This is a genomic window from Streptosporangium vulgare (genome assembly GCF_042428775.1).
Classification (GTDB): Bacteria; Actinomycetota; Actinomycetes; order Streptosporangiales; family Streptosporangiaceae; genus Streptosporangium; species Streptosporangium vulgare.
The window spans coordinates 15,934-32,898 of sequence record NZ_JBHMBS010000041.1 but is presented as its reverse complement, the minus strand read 5'-3'; the positions used below and the strand labels follow the sequence as shown (position 1 = coordinate 32,898).

Annotated in this window: 13 protein-coding genes and 2 pseudogenes; 4 read left to right on the top strand and 11 right to left on the bottom strand. The window is 71.2% G+C overall.

What is annotated here, in order from left to right; genetic code table 11:
• Complete coding sequence (locus ACFFRH_RS41160; RefSeq protein WP_386163366.1) at positions 1-2,913, top strand: DUF7824 domain-containing protein; 2,913 nt, start codon at positions 1-3, stop codon at positions 2,911-2,913.
• A gap of 185 nt (positions 2,914-3,098) precedes the next feature.
• On the opposite strand, the gene ACFFRH_RS41155 is transcribed toward ACFFRH_RS41160, so the two are convergent.
• The 3 genes and pseudogenes from ACFFRH_RS41155 to tnpA all read right to left on the bottom strand — a co-directional run.
• Positions 3,099-4,217, bottom strand: coding sequence for a right-handed parallel beta-helix repeat-containing protein (locus ACFFRH_RS41155; RefSeq protein WP_386163363.1), 1,119 nt, complete (start codon positions 4,215-4,217; stop codon positions 3,099-3,101).
• An 813-nt stretch (positions 4,218-5,030) separates the two neighbouring features.
• Positions 5,031-6,215 carry an RNA-guided endonuclease InsQ/TnpB family protein gene (locus tag ACFFRH_RS41150; RefSeq protein ID WP_386163360.1) on the bottom strand — a complete coding sequence of 395 codons (1,185 nt, stop codon included), beginning with the start codon at positions 6,213-6,215 and terminating at the stop codon, positions 5,031-5,033.
• Positions 6,216-6,246: 31 nt separating this feature from the next.
• Positions 6,247-6,633 (bottom strand): annotated as a pseudogene (gene tnpA / locus ACFFRH_RS41145) (IS200/IS605 family transposase); the annotation flags it as partial.
• A 154-nt stretch (positions 6,634-6,787) separates the two neighbouring features.
• Between tnpA and ACFFRH_RS41140 the strand changes: the two are divergent.
• Positions 6,788-7,183 (top strand): annotated as a pseudogene (locus tag ACFFRH_RS41140) (NUDIX hydrolase); the annotation flags it as partial.
• Positions 7,184-7,305: 122 nt separating this feature from the next.
• Here ACFFRH_RS41140 and ACFFRH_RS41135 read toward each other — a convergent pair.
• Entirely contained in the window at positions 7,306-7,626 is a 321-nt protein-coding gene (locus ACFFRH_RS41135) for a hypothetical protein (RefSeq protein ID WP_386163357.1), read from the bottom strand.
• A gap of 55 nt (positions 7,627-7,681) precedes the next feature.
• Positions 7,682-8,371, bottom strand: a complete 690-nt coding sequence (locus tag ACFFRH_RS41130) for a DJ-1/PfpI family protein (RefSeq protein WP_386163354.1) — start codon at positions 8,369-8,371, stop codon at positions 7,682-7,684.
• A 208-nt stretch (positions 8,372-8,579) separates the two neighbouring features.
• Between ACFFRH_RS41130 and ACFFRH_RS41125 the strand changes: the two genes are divergently transcribed.
• Positions 8,580-9,518: a GlxA family transcriptional regulator gene (locus tag ACFFRH_RS41125; protein ID WP_386163351.1), complete on the top strand. Its 939-nt coding sequence runs from the start codon at positions 8,580-8,582 to the stop codon at positions 9,516-9,518.
• 336 nt (positions 9,519-9,854) lie between these two features.
• On the opposite strand, the gene ACFFRH_RS41120 is transcribed toward ACFFRH_RS41125, so the two are convergent.
• The 4 genes from ACFFRH_RS41120 to gap form a co-directional block, all read right to left on the bottom strand.
• Complete coding sequence (locus ACFFRH_RS41120; protein WP_386163348.1) at positions 9,855-10,805, bottom strand: sugar phosphate isomerase/epimerase family protein; 951 nt, start codon at positions 10,803-10,805, stop codon at positions 9,855-9,857.
• Between the two features lie 28 nt (positions 10,806-10,833).
• The gene (locus ACFFRH_RS41115; RefSeq protein WP_386163345.1) at positions 10,834-12,303 is read right to left on the bottom strand and encodes a tetratricopeptide repeat-containing protein; all 1,470 of its coding nucleotides are present in this window, start codon (positions 12,301-12,303) and stop codon (positions 10,834-10,836) included.
• The gene (locus ACFFRH_RS41110) at positions 12,300-12,950 is read right to left on the bottom strand and encodes an RNA polymerase sigma factor (protein WP_386163342.1); all 651 of its coding nucleotides are present in this window, start codon (positions 12,948-12,950) and stop codon (positions 12,300-12,302) included. Before ACFFRH_RS41110 ends, ACFFRH_RS41115 begins: the two co-directional genes overlap by 4 nt.
• A gap of 475 nt (positions 12,951-13,425) precedes the next feature.
• Positions 13,426-14,430: a type I glyceraldehyde-3-phosphate dehydrogenase gene (gene gap / locus ACFFRH_RS41105; protein ID WP_386163339.1), complete on the bottom strand. Its 1,005-nt coding sequence runs from the start codon at positions 14,428-14,430 to the stop codon at positions 13,426-13,428.
• A 141-nt stretch (positions 14,431-14,571) separates the two neighbouring features.
• Here gap and ACFFRH_RS41100 point away from each other — a divergent pair, with 141 nt between their 5' ends.
• The gene (locus ACFFRH_RS41100) at positions 14,572-15,030 is read left to right on the top strand and encodes a MarR family winged helix-turn-helix transcriptional regulator (RefSeq protein ID WP_386163336.1); all 459 of its coding nucleotides are present in this window, start codon (positions 14,572-14,574) and stop codon (positions 15,028-15,030) included.
• Between the two features lie 256 nt (positions 15,031-15,286).
• Here ACFFRH_RS41100 and ACFFRH_RS41095 read toward each other — a convergent pair whose 3' ends face one another.
• Both ACFFRH_RS41095 and ACFFRH_RS41090 read right to left on the bottom strand, forming a co-directional pair.
• Positions 15,287-16,513: an RNA polymerase sigma factor gene (locus tag ACFFRH_RS41095; RefSeq protein ID WP_386163333.1), complete on the bottom strand. Its 1,227-nt coding sequence runs from the start codon at positions 16,511-16,513 to the stop codon at positions 15,287-15,289.
• Positions 16,513-16,899, bottom strand: a complete 387-nt coding sequence (locus ACFFRH_RS41090) for a YciI family protein (protein ID WP_386163330.1) — start codon at positions 16,897-16,899, stop codon at positions 16,513-16,515. Before ACFFRH_RS41090 ends, ACFFRH_RS41095 begins: the two co-directional genes overlap by 1 nt.
• Positions 16,900-16,965 lie beyond the last annotated feature (66 nt).

The window sequence follows — 16,965 nt, the reverse complement described above, 5'->3', positions numbered from 1 at the left end:
ATGACGACACATTCCCCCGTGAGCGGGGCCTGGCCGGGCGTGCGCGCGGCCATCACCGCCGGTGACCCGGCCCTGGTCGCGGACACCGTGCTGGCCCTGGATGAGGCCGGGCGCCGGGAGGTGGCTCGTGAGCTGCCCGGTCACATCGGCGTCGCCAGGAACGCGAGCGCCGAACGCGATCGGCGCCGGGGTGTGTGGACCGACGGTGAGGAATGGATCGAGCCCGTGCGGGTCGCCGGCGCGGGCGTGCTCGGAGGGGCGGCGGCCGTCGCGACCTGGCTGTACCGGCGCGACTTCACCCGCTGGCGGCCACCGCTGGACTCCGGGCCGCTGCTGCGTGTGATCGCCGCGCGGCCGCCGCAGTGGCAGGGCGACCTCGCCGTGCGGCTGGCTCTGCGGCTGCGTGGCAGCCGGGCCCAGGCCAGGGACGACAGCGTGCCGCTGGCCTTGGAGCTGCTGCGCCGTAGCGGTGCCGTCCCGCCCGAGCACGACCCGCTCACGACCGCCTGGGTGTCCCGGCCGCCGGACCTGGAGCACGACCCGCTGGCCGAGCACCTGGTGCCCCGGTTGTTCGAGGCCGAGGGCGTGGGCCGGGCGCTGCGCGAGGACAACGTCGACCCGCCCTCGTGGGATCCCGGCCGCCGCACCTGGCTGGGGGCGCTGCGCGCCGCGGTCGCGGCCGGCCGGTTGGCCCCCGAGCCGCTGGTCGACAGCTGCCTGCGCCGGTTCCTGCGCGGTGGCAGCGCCACCGACCTGCGTTTCTTCGCCCGCCTGCACGAGATGCTCGCCCCGGCGCCGAGCACCGAGCGCACCCGTGACTACCTGCGGTTGCTGCCCGCCGCGCCGGGGCCGGTGGCCGAGCTGGCGCTGCGGCAGCTGAGCGGCGCGGGCGGGCTGAGCGGCGCGGGCGGGCTGAGCGGCGAAGAGATCAACGAGGCGGTGTCGGCGCTGTTGTTTCGCCCAGAGGGCAAGCTCGTGCGGGCCGGGCTGACCCTGCTCGACCAGGCCGTCCGCGACGCGGACGGCGACCTCGACGACCTGGCCGCGGCGCTCGCCTCGGCATTGCTGTGCGAGACCTACGAGGTGCGCGAGCGCACGGTGCGCCTGGCCGTCAAGCATGCCCGGCGCTTCACCCCCGCCGGAGCCGAGGCCGTCCGCGAGGCGGCGAGCGTCCTGCCCGCCGAGCTGGCGGCGCGGCTGTCGCAGGCCTACGGGGTGGTGGCGGCCGCGCCGGAGGCGGACGGCGACTTCGAGCCCGGGGTGCTGCCGCCGTTCCAGCCGCTCGCCCGCGAGCCGTTCCCACCGGCGATCGAGGACCTGACCGCCACCTACGACCAGGTCGGCCGCGGCATCGTCACCTTCGAACGGTGGCTCGACGGCTTCGTGCGCGACCCGTCCAAGCGGCCGCGCCCGGGCCGGGCCCGCATCTACGGGCGGCGCCAATGGTGCCGTCTTGAGGAGTGGACGGAGGCGTTGCTGCGCGAGGCCGCCGACCCCGGGCAGGAGCCGCCCATCCCCGAGCCCGAACGAGCTCCCGAGTACGCCAGGCACGTCATCGGCGTGCGCGTCGCCGAAGGCGGCGACGAGCGCGGCATCGAGGTGGACTTCGGCCGGTTGCCCGCAGAGCTGCGAGCAAGCATCACCGCGGGCCTCACGGAGAACGGCATTCCGCTGGGCAACCTGGAGCACTTCACGCCGGGCCCGCCGCTCGAAGCGGAGATCCTGGACGTGTGGATCATGTCGTCGGGCAACTTGAGAGGCCGCGAGGAGCGGCAGGAGCCGCCGCGCGACCGCCTGCCGGACCCGCGTCACCTGTCGCCGCCGCACTACGCCATGCTGGTGCGCTGCGCGGAGGTCCACGCCGCGCTGAAGGCCGGGACGCTGCCTCCGTACCTGCTGGCGACCCCGACCCTGACCTCCGGCCATCTCGACCCCGCCGAGTTGGTGGCCCGCCTGGAAGGCTACGAGCGGGCCGGTGTCCAGGCCCTCCCGGCCGACCTGGGGCAGGCGCTGCTGCGGCTGCCGCGCGAGGCGGACCCGGAGGTGATCGACCGTGCCGGGAAGCTGACCTCGCGGGCGGGCGCCACGCTGGCGCGCTGGCTGGCCGACCGGCCACAGCCGCAGTTGCGCGTGGACTGGTCACACGCCGGCGGCGCCTACACGCACGACCGGCAGAAAGGCGAGCACAGCCCTCGGCTGCACCCCCGCATCCGGATCGAACCGACGGGGCTGGCGCTGATCGACACGCTGCTGTCCGATCCATCTCCCTGGACGGGCGAAGGCGACGGCATGTACATGGAGTCCTGGCGGCTGACGCTGCCCTCGGACCGGGAGGCGGTGGCCATGCACCTGCTGCCGCACCTGCTCAACACCTGGGAGCGGCCCGGCTACTTCCACGAGTACGTGGCCGCGCTGTTCTCCCAGGACGGGCCGGTGGGCGAGGCGACGGCGCTGCTGATCGCCGTCCAGCTGGCCGAGCAGGGCACGTTCGGCTGGCCTGAGCGCGGCCGGCGGTTGCTGCTGAGCGCGGCCGCCGCCGGCTGCCTGCCCACCGCGGAGTGCGGGCGTCAGCTCGGACTGTCCCTGCGCAGGGACGTGACCAAGATGGGCCCCGTACGCTCGGCGCTGAAGGAATGCGCGAAACAGGGTGCGCACCGGCAGGTATGGGAGGTCATGACCGGGTTGCTGCCCGTCTACCTGCCAGGACCAGACGAGCGGCCGCATTCCGGGCACACCCAGGCGCTCTCCTTCGCGATCGACGCCGCCCGCTGGGCCGCAGCGCGCGGCCCCGTCCCCGCGGTCACCGAGGCGGCGGCCCGCAAAGGGACGAGTAATTTCGTACGCACCGCCCGCGACCTGCACGGACAACTACTCAGCCGACAGGGGAAGTCCGCGACGCAGGCGCACAGCTAAACAAGCGGAACTTTCCCGGCCGGGTGTTCCTTCTCCCTCGCTCCCCATGGCGTGGCCCGACCCGGGTGCGACCACGGGGGACCTGACCGCTGATGGACGTCCTTTCGGATGCCGGCCAGGTCCGCGCGGGCGGGCGAGGTGCGCGGAACGGTGCGCCACCTCGGCCCGATGCCGCCGCCGGAGCGTCAGGAACAGCCGCCCTTCTTGGTGAGCCGGCCGCCGATGACCTTGTTGTCGCAGGCGATCGTGTTGCCGCCCGCGGTGTCGTTGATGCCGACGCCGCTGCCGCCGGCGAGATCGATGGTGTTCTTGCGGAAGACGTTGCCGGTGCCCCAGCCCTCGACGATCTCATGGGTTTGGAAACCGTCCTGCGGCGTCTTCTTGCCGGTGTTGCCCTCGATCACGTAGTTGTTGCCCTTGACGTCGACCCAGGAGTCGTTGAGCTTGTCCCCGCCGAGTGCCGACCCGTCGAAGAGGTTGCCGACGACGCGGCCCCCGCTGGTGCCCTCCTTGATGTCCACGGCCTCGGCCGTGGCCCGGATCGCGTTTCCGCGCACCAGGTTGTTGTCGCTCCTGTCCATCTGCCCGCCGGAGTATCGCTTCCAGTTCGACTCCGCCGATCCGAGATAGACGCCCTCGCCGAACTTCGCGCGGCGCAGGCCGGTGTTGTAGATCTTGTTGTACTGCACCGTGTTGCCGGTGCTGAAGTTGCGCAGATGGACGGCCTCGTCGCCGATGTCGTGCACGGTGAGGCCCTGGATGATCGAGCCGTTGGTCCTGTCGGCCATCACGCCCTTCTGGGCGTTCTGCACGGTGAAGCCCACCAGCCGCCAGAAACTCGCCCTGTCGAGATGGAAGGCGTAGCCCTTCTGGACGCCGCCGCCGTCCAGAACCGACCGGGCGTCGCCGCACAGAAAGATCGGCTTACCCCGCGTTCCCGACCTCTGGGCGACGAACCTGCCCCTGTAGGTGCCCGGGCGCAGCCGGATGACGTCGCCGGCCCGGGCCGTCCTGACCGCCTGCTGGAGCTCGTCGGCGCTGCCGACGGTCCTGGTCGGCCGCGGACAGCGCACCGCGCCGGGGCCGGTCGGCACGGTCATGACCGGTGCGGGATCGGACACGGACACCATCCTCAGGCCCCTGAGGTCGCTCGCCTCGCTGTCCTCGCCGCTGTTTCCGTAACCACCGGAATCGACGCCGTTCCCAGGGCCCGTGCCCTCGTTGCCACCGGCCACCAGCCAGAGCCCCGTGGCCATGACCAGCGGGCCCACCAGCCCGACGGCCAACCTGACATCGATATTCATAACTCGTCTCCCTTTCCGGGGGTCGACAGACGATCACTCCACCAGGAGCACAAGACCTGCTTTATTACGAAAAATCCTGAAGTGACGATCAATGGTCGGTGCTGCCGGGAACGGGGGCACTCCTCAGCGATCCGGCCCGCCCGCGACGAGAACGCTCGCCACCGCACCGCACCGCTCCGGTACGAACGGCAATCACCGTCCCGAACCCACCCGCTCCACCACGAACACCGCCTGCCGGTCACACCAGGATGATCAACGCTGCAATCATGGATGCTCCCCACCGGTGGCCGCTGCGAGATCGAGAAAATCCTCGGTCACCGCCCTGCGATCCTCGCAGGCGACCGACACGTTCCCTGCCGCACTGACGGCGTAGGCGCAGGTGAGGCCGTCGGTGGCCGGTTGCGGACAACCCGGGAGCGGCCAGCGCACGCGGGGGCCCACTCACGACCGCGTGTGAGCGGGCCTTTCGGTTTGCCTTACCCCCCAACCAGCACTCACGATGCGGGATGCCCCGCCCGGTGGAACGGGATCTCCGCACCCTGAACCGGCTCACTCATGCCCGCGCATCCCGCTCCACTCATCGCAAGCATCGCAAACCGGACGCGACAGGTCGATGATCGGCGGTTCTCTCGTCATACCGGCATTGTGCCGCCTTCGTCCTGTAGGTGTTTGGGCAGGTACCGGACACGCATTTCTCCACAGACCGGAGGGGGTGCGAGGCGCTTTCCTGGGGTCATCGGCCCGACGGGGGCCGGGATCACCGAATCGAAGGACTGAGTGACTCCTCCGCTCCCTGGAGGGAGCGGCTTCTCGCTAGGCCGCTTGCGTGACGTCGCGAAGGGCAAGCCCTGCCCTCATGATGTTGATCGCCGCATTCACGTCGGCGTGCGCTGTATGAGCGCACCGCTGACAGTGGAACTCGGCTTGGGTGAGGCGGTTCTCCTTCGCGACGTGGCCGCAGGCGGCGCACGTGCGGGAGGTGTTTCGGGGGTTCACTGCGATCAGCTCTCGACCGGCGCTTTCAGCCTTGTCCGCGAGGATCGTCAGGAACACCCCCCAACCCGCGTCCAGGATGCTGCGGTTCAGGCCGGACTTCTGAGCCACGTTCGTGCCGGGTGTCTCCACCGTGCCGGACGCCGAGCGGGTCATGTTGGCGATCCGCAGGTCCTCGTGGGCGATGACGTCGTAGTCACCAACCAGCTGCAGGGCCGCCTTGTGCGCGCCGTCGAGACGTTGACGGCGCACCTTGCCGTGCAGGGCCGCGACCCGCGCCACGGCTTTACGGCGCCGCGCAGAGCCCCGCTTCTTACGCGCCAGGTCCCGCTGAGCGGCGGCGAGCCGATCGGCGGACGCGGACAGGTGGCGCGGGTTGTCGAGGTGGTCGCCGTCGGAGGTGGTGACCAACGACGCCACCCCCAGGTCGATGCCGACGACCGCGCCGGTCGAGGGAAGCGGTTCGGCGGGTACGTCGTCGCACGACAAGATCACGTACCAGCGGTGGCCTTCCCGCTTGACGCTGACCGTTTTCACCGTGCCGCGCACGGGGCGGTGCCGGTGGACACGAACGTGGCCGATGCCCTGGAGGCGGACGAACGTCGCCGACGGGTGTTCGGGCTGGGAGTCCCACCGGCAGCCGTCGCCGTCCTTGGGCCAGGTCACCGTGTCGAACCATCCTTTGCCCTTGAAGCGGGGAAAGCCCGGCGTGCGGCCTGCTTTGACGCGGGCGAAGAACGCGGCGAACGCCTTGTCCAGGCGGCGCAGGGTGGCCTGCCGGCAGGAGAACGACCAACGGCCCTGACCGTCGGCGTCGTCGGCGCGGATGTGCTTCAGGTCGGCCGACTGGACGCCGTACGTGATGCTCACGCCCGCCATGCGGTACGCGGTGCGGCGGTGCTCAAGCGCGGCGTTGTACAGGGCGCGGTGGTCATCCAGGCACGCGGTGAGCGCGACCTGCTGGTGGACGGTCGGACGCAGCGGGAACTTGAACGACCTGCGCACGAGTACCCCCGCCCTTGGGGACGCGCTCGTATTGGGTCTCGATGTAGCGCTGCACGGTATCGGCGGACACCGCGCCGGTCGTGGCCACGAAGTACGACCGTGACCACAGCGTCGGCAGTTGGGAGCGCAGGTGCGGAAACTCGGCACGCAGGTGGTGGGAGGTGAAGCCCTTGAACTGGTTGGCCACGTACGACGGAGAGTTCTTCGGGTGCGGCTTGACGAACAGGTGCACGTGGTCGGGCATCACCTCAAGCGTCACGATCTCCCAGCCGTGCTCGTCGGCCTTGGCGTGGATCAACTCCTCAAGGCGGTCCTTGACCCGCCCGCCAAGAACCGGGCGGCGGTACTTCGGGCACCACACCACGTGGTATCCGAGGTCGTACGCCGCGCCGGGAGAGGTGCGCACTTGACGAGTCACACGATTGTTATAACAGCACCGTTTATCTAACGCGCGACGATCGGAGATCCCCCATGCGCAGACCTGACCGGCCAGGGCACGCTCGGGCCTTGACGGCCCTCCCGCTCCCGATTCCCCCGTCGCCTAAAGGCGACGGTCCCCTCGAAAGGATCTGATGGAGCGAGCCTTGGCCCAAGATGCGAAGGGGAACGCGCTGACGGCGTTCCTGCCGACCACGCGCGTCGCCGACGTGCCGGACGACGCGCCGATGCCCGCGGCTTTGGCCGCGGTCCGGTGCGGCCGGTACCTGCTGCTGGTCTTCGACCGCTTCCGTGGGGAGTGGGAGCCACCCGGCGGCGGGATCGACCCCGGCGAGACACCTCTCCAAGCCGCCGTACGGGAACTCCACGAGGAGAGCGGTCTGCTCCTGCCCACCCTCACCCTGGCCGGATACGCGCGTTTCCGGCTCGCCGGACCACCACGCGAGGAATACGCCGCGATCTACACCGCTCACGTCCCCGCCCTCCACCACACCTTCACCCCCAACCAGGAGATCGGCGCCATCTGCTGGTGGGTGCCGCCGGCGCCCCGCCCGGCGGCACCCAGATCATCGACGTCACCCTGGCACGACACACCCGTCCCCAACGGCACTCACACGACTGACTCCCCGCGACAAGACGCGATTCGTCACGGTCAGGGTTCCGCGGCCGCGGGGATGGCGCGGCGACGGCCGGTGACCTCGGAGGCGGGCAGGCGTCCCGCCCTGGAGGTGCCGGACAAGACGTCGCCGGTGACCGTCACGGCGAAGGCCAGGTTCAGGCGCATGGGCTTGGTGACGGCCTGCTTCCAGGTGAGCCGGTCACCGTTGAGTGTGACGTCGCCGAGCGGGACTTCCTCTCCCGCCCCGTGGACGACTCCTGACAGGACACCTTCCTCGCGCCGGAGTTCGACGACGGCTTTGATCTTGCCGATGGGTGTGGAGACGGACAGGTCCCAGGTGCCTTCGACGGGCATTCGCGGTGTTCCTTCGGTGGTGTGGGTCGAGGGGGCGGAGAGGTGGCGGCGTCGCTCACAGGGCGGCGGGGACCGGTCCCCGGTCGTGCCAGACGGTGCCGCGGCGCTCGTGGGCGAACAGTTCCTCGACGGCGTGGGCGATCTGCGGGCCCACCTCCCGCTCCAGGAGGTAGAGGGCCAGGTCGAGCCCGGAGGTGACGCCGGCACCGGTGACGAGGTCACCGTCGTCGACGACGCGCGCCCTCACGGCGTGGACGCCGGTGGCGTCGAGCATGTCCAGGCCCATGTGGTGGGTGGTGGCGTGGCGACCTTCCAGGAGGCCGGCCATGGCCAGGACGAGGGAGCCACCGCACACCGCGCTCACGGTCACCTCGGGGTTGTCCATCGCCGCCTTCAGCATGACGGGCAGCTCGGTGGTCAATGTGCGGCCCAGCAGTACCGGGATGAACTCGTCCTGCCGCCACTGCCCGGGGCCCGCGTCGTGGTCGGGTACCTCACCGGGTTCGCCGACGCGGCCCGAGGCGCCGGGAACCAGGATCAGGCCCGCTCGCGCGGGGTCGAGGGCGGCCGTGGCCCGCAGCGCCAGGGCCCCAGTGCCGCTGATCACCTCGCGTGGCCCTTCGGCGGACACGAGCTCCACGCTCACCAGGCCGCCGGAGGCGGTGCCGCCGGCGTAGAGCACCTCGTAGGGCGCGATGACGTCGAGGGGATCGAATCCGTCGAACAAGACGATCTGGGCATGCATGGAGGGATCCTTGAGGTCTGGCCGGCCCGGTCCGAGCCGGCTTCGGTCGTGACGCTAACCGGATGCCGTCTTGCTTCCCAGAGGCGTTGGTGACACCTTCCAACGGGAAAATGCCATGACCGGTATCAGTCACCTGAACTGGAGAAACAGCCGCTCATCCGGAGCGGAACGCCGGAATCGTCATCTGGTGGGAAGGTACTTTCTCGTCATGCACACCATCGCCATCCTCGCGCTGGACCAGGTGATCCCCTTCGACCTCTCCACCCCGATCGAGGTCTTCACCCGCACCCGCCTCCCGGACGGACGCCCCGGCTATCAGATCCGTGTGTGCGCCGAGCGGCCGGAGATCGACGCGGGAGCCTTCTCCCTGCGTGTGCCCTGGGGGCTGGAAGGGCTCAAGGGCGCCGACACGATCATCGTGCCCGGTACGGCCAACCCCGCCGTCCCGCTCCCGTCCGCCGTCGGCGACGCGCTCCGGGCCGCCGCCCAGGACGGCACGCGCATCGCCTCCATCTGCTCGGGCACCTTCCCCCTGGCCGCCACCGGACTCCTGGACGGCCTGCGAGCCACTACCCACTGGGCCGCCGCCGGCCTCCTGGCCACCGCTTACCCGCACGTTCAGGTCGACCCGGATGTCCTGTACGTCGACAACGGCCAGATCCTCACCTCGGCCGGCGCCGCCGCCGGCCTGGATCTGTGCCTGCACATGATCCGCACCGACTATGGTTCGGCCGTCGCCGCCGACGCCGCACGGCTGTCCGTCATGCCCCTGGAACGCGAAGGCGGACAAGCGCAGTTCATCGTCCACGACTACCCGCCCACCCCTCGGGGCGGCAGTCTCGAACCCCTCCTCGCCTGGCTCCAGGACAACCTCGCCACCGATCTCACCCTCGCCGACATCGCGGCCCACGCCGGAACCAGCACCCGGACGCTGATCCGCCGCTTCCGCGAGCAGACCGGCACCACCCCTCTCCAATGGCTCCACCGCGCCCGCGTCCGTCAAGCCCAGCACCTCCTGGAGTCCACCCACCACACCGTCGAACGCATCGGCGCCCAGGTCGGTTTCGGCTCGGCCACCGCCTTCCGCGACCGCTTCAAGAAAACGACCGGCGTCAGCCCGCACAGCTACCGCCGGGCCTTCGGCTGATGTCCGAAGGCAGCGGCGAGCGCTCCTCGGGGGACGGGCCAGACAAGCGTCGACGGCGAGAAGCCGCCGACCCGCCTTCGGTACTCCATAAGGGGTGGCGGTCAGCGAGCTGGGCTCCAGGATGGGATGGGATCTGCGAGGTCGTGGGTGTACGTGCGGGTCATGGCGAAGGGGAGTGAGGCGTGTACGAGCTGAGACGGCTGTTGGAGGAGGTCGCTCGCGGGGTCTTTCCCGCTGCCGATGACGTGGTGGGGTTCGTGGACCGGCCCGGTGCGCGCGACTGCGAGGTGGGCCCGATGCGCGACCGTCGGCTTCCACCGGTCTCAGGGGGTGACTTCAGGCCGGCTCCTCAGCGCTCGTCGTGGTGAGGATGAGCGGTCGCAGGGTGTGCGCGGCGATCCGCATGCCTTGCAGGGTCCGCTCGAGTGTGCCGCCCCACACCGGGTCCTCGTGCTCGACGGCGACGTCGCCGTCGTATCCAGCGGCATGGAGCGCGTCGATGATCTGGTTCCAGTCGAGTTGCCCGCGGCCGGGAACGCGGTAGCGCCACCAGCCGACGTCGGTGGAGGAAGCGCGTCCGGCTGTCTTGCCGAACACCCCGTAGCGAGTGCGGGCCCGCTCGTCGATTTGGATGTCTTTGGCCTGGACGTGGCCGACGATGCCGGATCGCAGAGCGTGTTCCAGCGCGTCGAGAGGGTCGATGCCGAGCCAGGGCAGGTGGGAGGGGTCGTAGGCGAGGCCGAAGCCGAGGCCGGCCATCCAGTCCCACAGCTCGGGGGAGTAGGCGAGATTGGCGGGGTACCCGTCGGGATGCCAACCTTCCATCGGGCAGTTCTCGGCGAGCAGCTTCACGCCGCGGTCCGCCGCGTAGCCGGTCAGCGGGGGCAGGTGCCGTTCGGCCTGCTTGAGGTTGCCGGCCACCGGCAAGGTGACGTCACGGCCGACGAAGGTGGTGACGTACCGGACGCCCAGGAGCGCTGCCGCGTCGACGCAGGCCCGCAGGTGACGGTGGACGCGGTCGCGTTCCGCGGGATCGCCGTGCAGGTTGTTGCCGCAGTAGGTCACCGCGGAGATGGTCAGGCCGTGACCGTCCAGCAGCCCGCGCACGCGGGCGGCGTCATCGGCGGTGAAACCGGCCGCATCGAGGTGGGCGGCCTGGTGGATGTGTTCGCTGCCGACCGGCCAGGCCGCCACCTCCAGCGCCTGGTATCCGGCCCGCGGCGCCCAGGCGGCGACCTGTTCCAGGGACATCCGGCCGAGCGCGGCCGTGAGCAGTCCGAGCTTCAATTCCGTCTCCCTCGCTCTCTGTGCTGTCTCATCGGGGAACCGGTCGAGCGTGCGGCGACCGCTCCCGCACATCGGCGCGTACGCTCCCGTCCGTGTCCGTGGCGTCGACGGCCAGGATCCGACGCAGAACGGGGAGCGGTTCCCGGAAACGGTTCGCCTCCTGGAGGCGGAGGAGCCGGCCGAGCCAGGCCGCCGTGTCACGGCTCATGGGATGGCCTGGGCCGTTCCGCCTGTCCTGAAGGCGCAGGAACTCTTCGAGGTCATGGACGACCCGGCCGATGACGCGGTCGTCGCGCGGATCGGCCAGCGCCTGGGCCAGGCCAAGGTACTTGCGGGTCTCCAGCGTGTCGGGGTGCCGGTCCCCCTGGACGCGCGCGCGGTCTTCCCCCAGGCCGCGCAGCAGGGTCAGCGCCTGTTCGCCTCGCCCGGAGACAACGAGGATCTTTCCCTTGGAGTGCCGCGCGTCCAGGGTGTCGGCATGGTCTTCGTCCAGCTCGTGGATCCGGTTGATGATGACGGCGTCGTAGTCGCTCACCGACTCCTCCACCCGTCCCCGCCGCCCCAGCATCCAGGCGCGCCGGCACTGCAGATGCCACAGCATCGGGCTCTCGGAGCCCTGTGACAGCAGGCGGCCCCGCAACGAGCCGAAGCCGTCCTCGGCCTCCCGCAGACGGCCTTGGCCCACCAGCGACCACAGCAGCAGCAGTGTGGTGCGCGGGTCGGGAAGGCCGAACACCCGCTGTTCGTCCTCGCTCAGTCGACGCAGCCCCGACTCGGCCCGCCGGTGCTCGCCGAGCCCGGACAGGGACTCTGCCCAGACGCGCCGCACCTCCAGCACGGCCGGATGGCAGCGGTCCAGAGACGCCAGATGGGGGAGAGCGGCCTGGATCAGGTTGAAGGCGGTGCGCTCGTCCCGGTCCGTGATCGAGTTCTCCGCCAGTGCGGCCACCCTTTCCGCGACCCTCACCGAGCCCTCCATCCCGAGAGCCCCTGCCGGGCACCTGCTCAACAGCTCCCGCCAGTGCGCGATCGCGGCCCGGGTCTCCTCGCGGTCGGCATTGGACATCGTCCGCGGATCGCCGCCGGGAATCACCGGTGATCCCGGACCCTCCACGACGTCGTCCGCGGCACGAGCGGCCTTACGGCACCGGGTGAGGCGGGTCGCGTGGCTGGTCCTGCCGCCGATGCCAGCGTCGCCGATGTGGTGTGCCACCTCGCCGGCGTTGGGCTCGGCGAGGACCGGGATGTCGTCGCACCGGAGCAGCCGGGGTCGGCCGTCTCCCACGGGGAGTGCCTTGGGTGTGAGGGCGGGGGCGGGGTGCGTCCGGTCGCGCATCGCCCGCAGGGCGGCGGTGTCACCGGAAGCCGGGCTTGCGTTCACGATCGCCTCCCAGCCGGAGCCGATGTCGACCGCCTCATCCACCAGGTCGTCCACCGCCTGGTTGAATGCTGCGAGAATCGCGTCGAGCTCGGTATCGGACTGCTCGCGCGGCGTCATGCTTCACCTCCGTAATATGCGATCTTCAGGGTGGATTTGGCGCGTTTGAGGTTCTGCCGGACAGCGGCCGGTGTCATTCGCAGGTGCCTGGCGATCTCCTGGTTGCTGTAGTGGTCCAGGTGCCAGGCCAGTACCGTGCGCTGCAGGTTGGGCAGCTCGGCGATCATGCGGATCACTTGCCGCGTCTGCTCGCTCAGTTCGAGCGCGGCGTCGGGACGCAGCAGCTCGGAGCGGTGGCCGGGAGCCATCGTCCGTTCGACGTCGGGCAGTTCGGCGACCGGGGTCTCTCTCAGCCGTGCGAAGTCCTTGGCCTGCAGCAGCTTGCGCTCGGCGACGCGCCGTATCCAGGCGCGGTGCTCGCGAATCGTGTCCCAGTTCTTCCACGCTTCCAGGAAGGTGGCCTGCGCGATGTCGGCGGCGAGGTCCGGGTCGCCGGTGCCGAGCCGCATCACGAACCCGAGCAGCTTCTTGGCCTCCCGCGCGTAGAAGTCGGCGACCGCCGCTTGCCTCGGCGACACGACGGAGACCTCGCCACCGTCCGGCAGGGCCTTCACCTCGACCGGCCCGGTGGTCCCGGCCGGTCCTGGCCAGCCCTCGTGGCATCCCGTCAGGAAGAGCGGCTCGACGGCCGCGTCGTCATAGGCCATGGGGCGGCTCCGCTGCCCGGGCCAGGTCGACCTTGACCATCGACCCGTCCGCCGCCCGGACCGTCAGCCGGCTGCCCGGGGGCAGCATCCTGATCATGGCCGGGGTCGTACTCGCGCCCCGCGCGCCGGCCGTGCTCGGCGTGGCTCGCCCGCGTAGCCATACCCTGAGGCAGTGGCTGGCGTACAAGAGCCCGAGCACGACCACGCTCCCGAGACCCACCTCCACGGCTCCACCTCCCTGATCGCGTCTCCTGGAGTCGTCGGCCCTGTGCCGTTGTCAGGGAGTGCGGCCGCTCCCCGTGAATGTGACATCTTCCAGGTCAACGCGGGTGATGCTCGCCGGGCCGGAACCCGCGTCATCGACGGACGTGTCCGGCGGCGGTACCGCCTCGGCACCAGCCGGCAGGGCGCGGACATCCGTCACCGCGCGGCGCGGCTCGGCCGGCGGGGGCGGCCGCGGGGCTGGGTGGCCGTCCTAGAGGGGGCCGCCGACGAGGAGGGCCAGGTCGATGAGGCGGTTGGAGTAGCCCCACTCGTTGTCGTACCAGCCGACTACTTTGACCTGGGGGCCGAGCACGCGGGTGAGTTCGGCGTCGAAGACGCAGGAGGCCGGGTCGTTGACGATGTCGGTGCTGACGATCGGCGCCTCGGTGTAGGACAGCAGGCCCCGGTACGCGCCGGCGGCGGCTTGCGCGTACGCCTCCTTGACCTCCTCCACGGTGGTGCGGCGGCTGGTGGTGACGGTCAGGTCGGTGACCGAGCCGGTGGGGACGGGCACGCGCAGGGCGAACGCGTCGAGGCGGCCCCGCAGCTCGGGCAGGACCAGGCCGATGGCCTTGGCCGCTCCGCTGGAGGTGGGCGCGATGTTGAGGGCCGCGGCGCGGGCTCGGCGCAGGTCCGGGTGCGGGGAGTCCTGGAGGTTCTGGTCCTGGGTGTAGGCGTGGACGGTGGTCATCATGCCGGAGTCGATGCCGACGGCGTCGTGCAGGACCTTGGCGAGTACGCCGAGGCAGTTGGTGGTGCACGAGGCGTTGGAGATGATCGTGTGCAGGTCGGGGTCGTAGGCGTCCTGGTTGACGCCGAGCACGATGGTGACGTCCTCGCCGCTCGCGGGGGCGGCGATGATGACCTTCTTGGCGCCGCCGTCGACGTGCGCGCGGGCCTTGGCGGCCTGGGTGAAGATGCCGGTGGACTCGATGACGACGTCCACGCCCAGGTCGCCCCAGGGCAGGTCGGCGGGGTCGCGTTCGGCCAGGACGGTGACGGTGGTGTCGCCGGCGCGGATCGCGCCGGGCTCCGCGGTGACCTCGCCGGGGAAGCGGCCGAGGATCGAGTCGTACGCCAGCAGGTGGGCCATCGTCGGCACGTCGCCGAGGTCGTTGACGGCGACGATCTCCAGGTCGGCGTCCCGGGTGGCTGCCGCGCGGAAGACGTTGCGGCCGATCCGGCCGAATCCGTTGATACCGACACGAACAGTCATGGGTGGTTCCTCTCCTTGCGCCGATGGGGTGTGGGCGCGTGAGCGCACGCCGCGGCGCGCGAACCGCGAGGTCTCTGGTTCGCGGTGCGCCCACGCCAACAGCATAAGCAAATTAAATAAGTGTGCGATATATTTTTCGCCGTGGACCACACCCCGAACGACCGCCCCGCCGAGCTGGACGCGGACGCCTTCACCGCCGCGGTCGAGAACTTCAACCGCTTCTACATCCGGCTCCCGGTGCTGGAGAAGCTGCCGTTCACGACGCTGTCGGTGCTGGACACCCTCGCGTCCGGCGGCGGGCCGGTGCGGCTGACCGAGCTGGCCAGGACCGAGCAGCTCAGCCAGCCCGGCATCACCCAGCTGGTCACCCGCCTGGAGCGTGACGGCCTGGTGGAGCGCCGGCCCGACCCGAGCGACGGGCGCGCCGTGCTCGTCCACATCACCGAGGCCGGCCGGCGGATCGGCCGGTCCCGGCACGACGACCGCACCCGCCACCTGGTGCCGCTCATCGCCCGGCTCACCGCCGAACAGCGGCGGGCGATCGCGGACGCGCTGCCCGCGCTGACCCGGCTCGCGGAACTCGGGCGGGGCCTGCCGTAGGACTCGCGGGCCGGCCGTCGCTCCGGATCGCATCCCTACTTCGGCGTTCGTCGCCACCGGCCCGGACGCGGCGGCCCGGACGCGTCGGCGCGCCCGCCCGCGGTGCCGTCCGCCAACGCCTTCCGAGCTGTTCGTCCGGGGTGCGGGGAAGAGGCCGGGCGCGGTCCCGACGAGCATGCCCGGCAAGGCATCCGGGGTTGTCAGGCATGCTCGTATCCGGGCCGCGTTCGAATCCGGGCCGGTCGCGCCGGGGAAGTCAGTCCAGAGCGGCCGCCTTGCGCAGCAGCACCGAGCGTTCGCGCTGGTTGGCGCACAGCCGGGCGGCCAGCTCCAGCTCGGCGCGCGCCTCCGGTCGCCGGCCGAGGCGGGCCAGCAGCTCCCCGCGTACGGTCGGGACCAGGTGCGAGCCGGAGAGCCGGTCCGAGGCGATCAGCGCGTCCACGATGGCCAGGGCCCGCTCCGGACCCGAGGCCATGGCCACGGCGACGGCCCGGTTGAGCTCGACCACCGGCGAGGGCGCGACCCGGCCGAGCGCCTCGTAGAGCAGCACGATCCGGTCCCAGTCGGTCGCCTCGGCCGAGGGCGCCGACGCGTGGACGGCGGCGATCGCGGCCTGCAGGCCGTAGGGGCCGAGGCCGCGGGCCGACGCCCTGGCCAGCGCGGCCAGCCCCCGGCGGATCGCCGGGAAGTCCCACAGCCGCCGGTCCTGGTCCCCGAGCAGGACCGGCGTGCCGTCCGGGCCGGTCCGGGCCGGGAAGCGCGCGGCCGTCAGCTCGCACAACGCGAGCAGGCCGTGCACCTCCGGCTCGCCGGGCTGCAGCGCGGCCAGCGTGCGGACCAGCCGGATCGCCTCGTGGGCGACGTCGGGGCGCAGCAGCCGGTCGCCCGACGTGGCCGTCGACCCCTCGGTGAAGATCACGTAGAGGACGCTGAGCACGCCGCCCAGCCGTTCCCGGCGCTCACCGGCCGGTGGCAGCTCGAACGGCACCCCGGCCGCCGCGATCGTCTTCTTGCCCCGGGTGATGCGGGCCTGCACGGTCGGTACGGGTACCAGGAACGCGCGGGCGATCTCCTCGCTGGACAGGCCGCCGACCACGCGCAGGGTCAGTGCCACCCGGGCCTCGCGGGAGAGCACCGGGTGGCAGCTGACGAACATCAGCGCCAGGACGTCGTCGTCGATCCTGTCGGGGTCGATGTCGGGGCCGGCCGCCGGGTCGGCCGCGTGGTCGGCCGCCAGCAGGGCGTATCGGTCCTGGAGGGCGGCCCGGCGGGGGATCGCGTCGATCGCCCGCCGCCGGGCCGTGGCCATCAGCCAGCCGGCCGGATTGGCCGGACAGGCGCGCGGCCACGACACCAGCGCCTCGGCCACCGCCTCCTGGGCCGCGTCCTCGGCCAGCCCGAAATCGCCGGTGAACCGGGTCAGCGCGGCGACGATCCGGGCCGACTCGATCCGCCAGACGGCCTCGACGTCGGCCGTACCCATCAGATCCGGCCGTTGCTCTCGCTGCCCTGCGGGACCTCGTCGGCCTCGGCCACCCGCCGGACCTCGATCTTGGACCCGCGGACCGCCGGGACCCGCTTGGCCCACTCGACCGCCTCCTGTTTCGTGGTGACGTCGAGCATGAAGTAGCCGCCGAACAGTTCCCTGGTCTCGCCGTACGGCCCGTCCGTGACCACCGGCGCCTCGCCGCCGAAGTCGACCACGACGCCCTGGCGCGGATCGTCGAGCCCTTCGGCCGCGACGAGGACCTCGGCCTTCATCATGTCCTCGATGAACAGGCGGGTCGAGGCCATCATCTCGTCGAGGTCGGCCATCATGGCCGCGTTCGTCTCGTCGGTGCCCCGCATGATCAGCAGGTATTTCGGCATCGCGTTCTCCTCGTCCCGCGGGGCCGCCTCTCGGCCCTCGCTCCCACACGTCGAACGAGCGGCCCG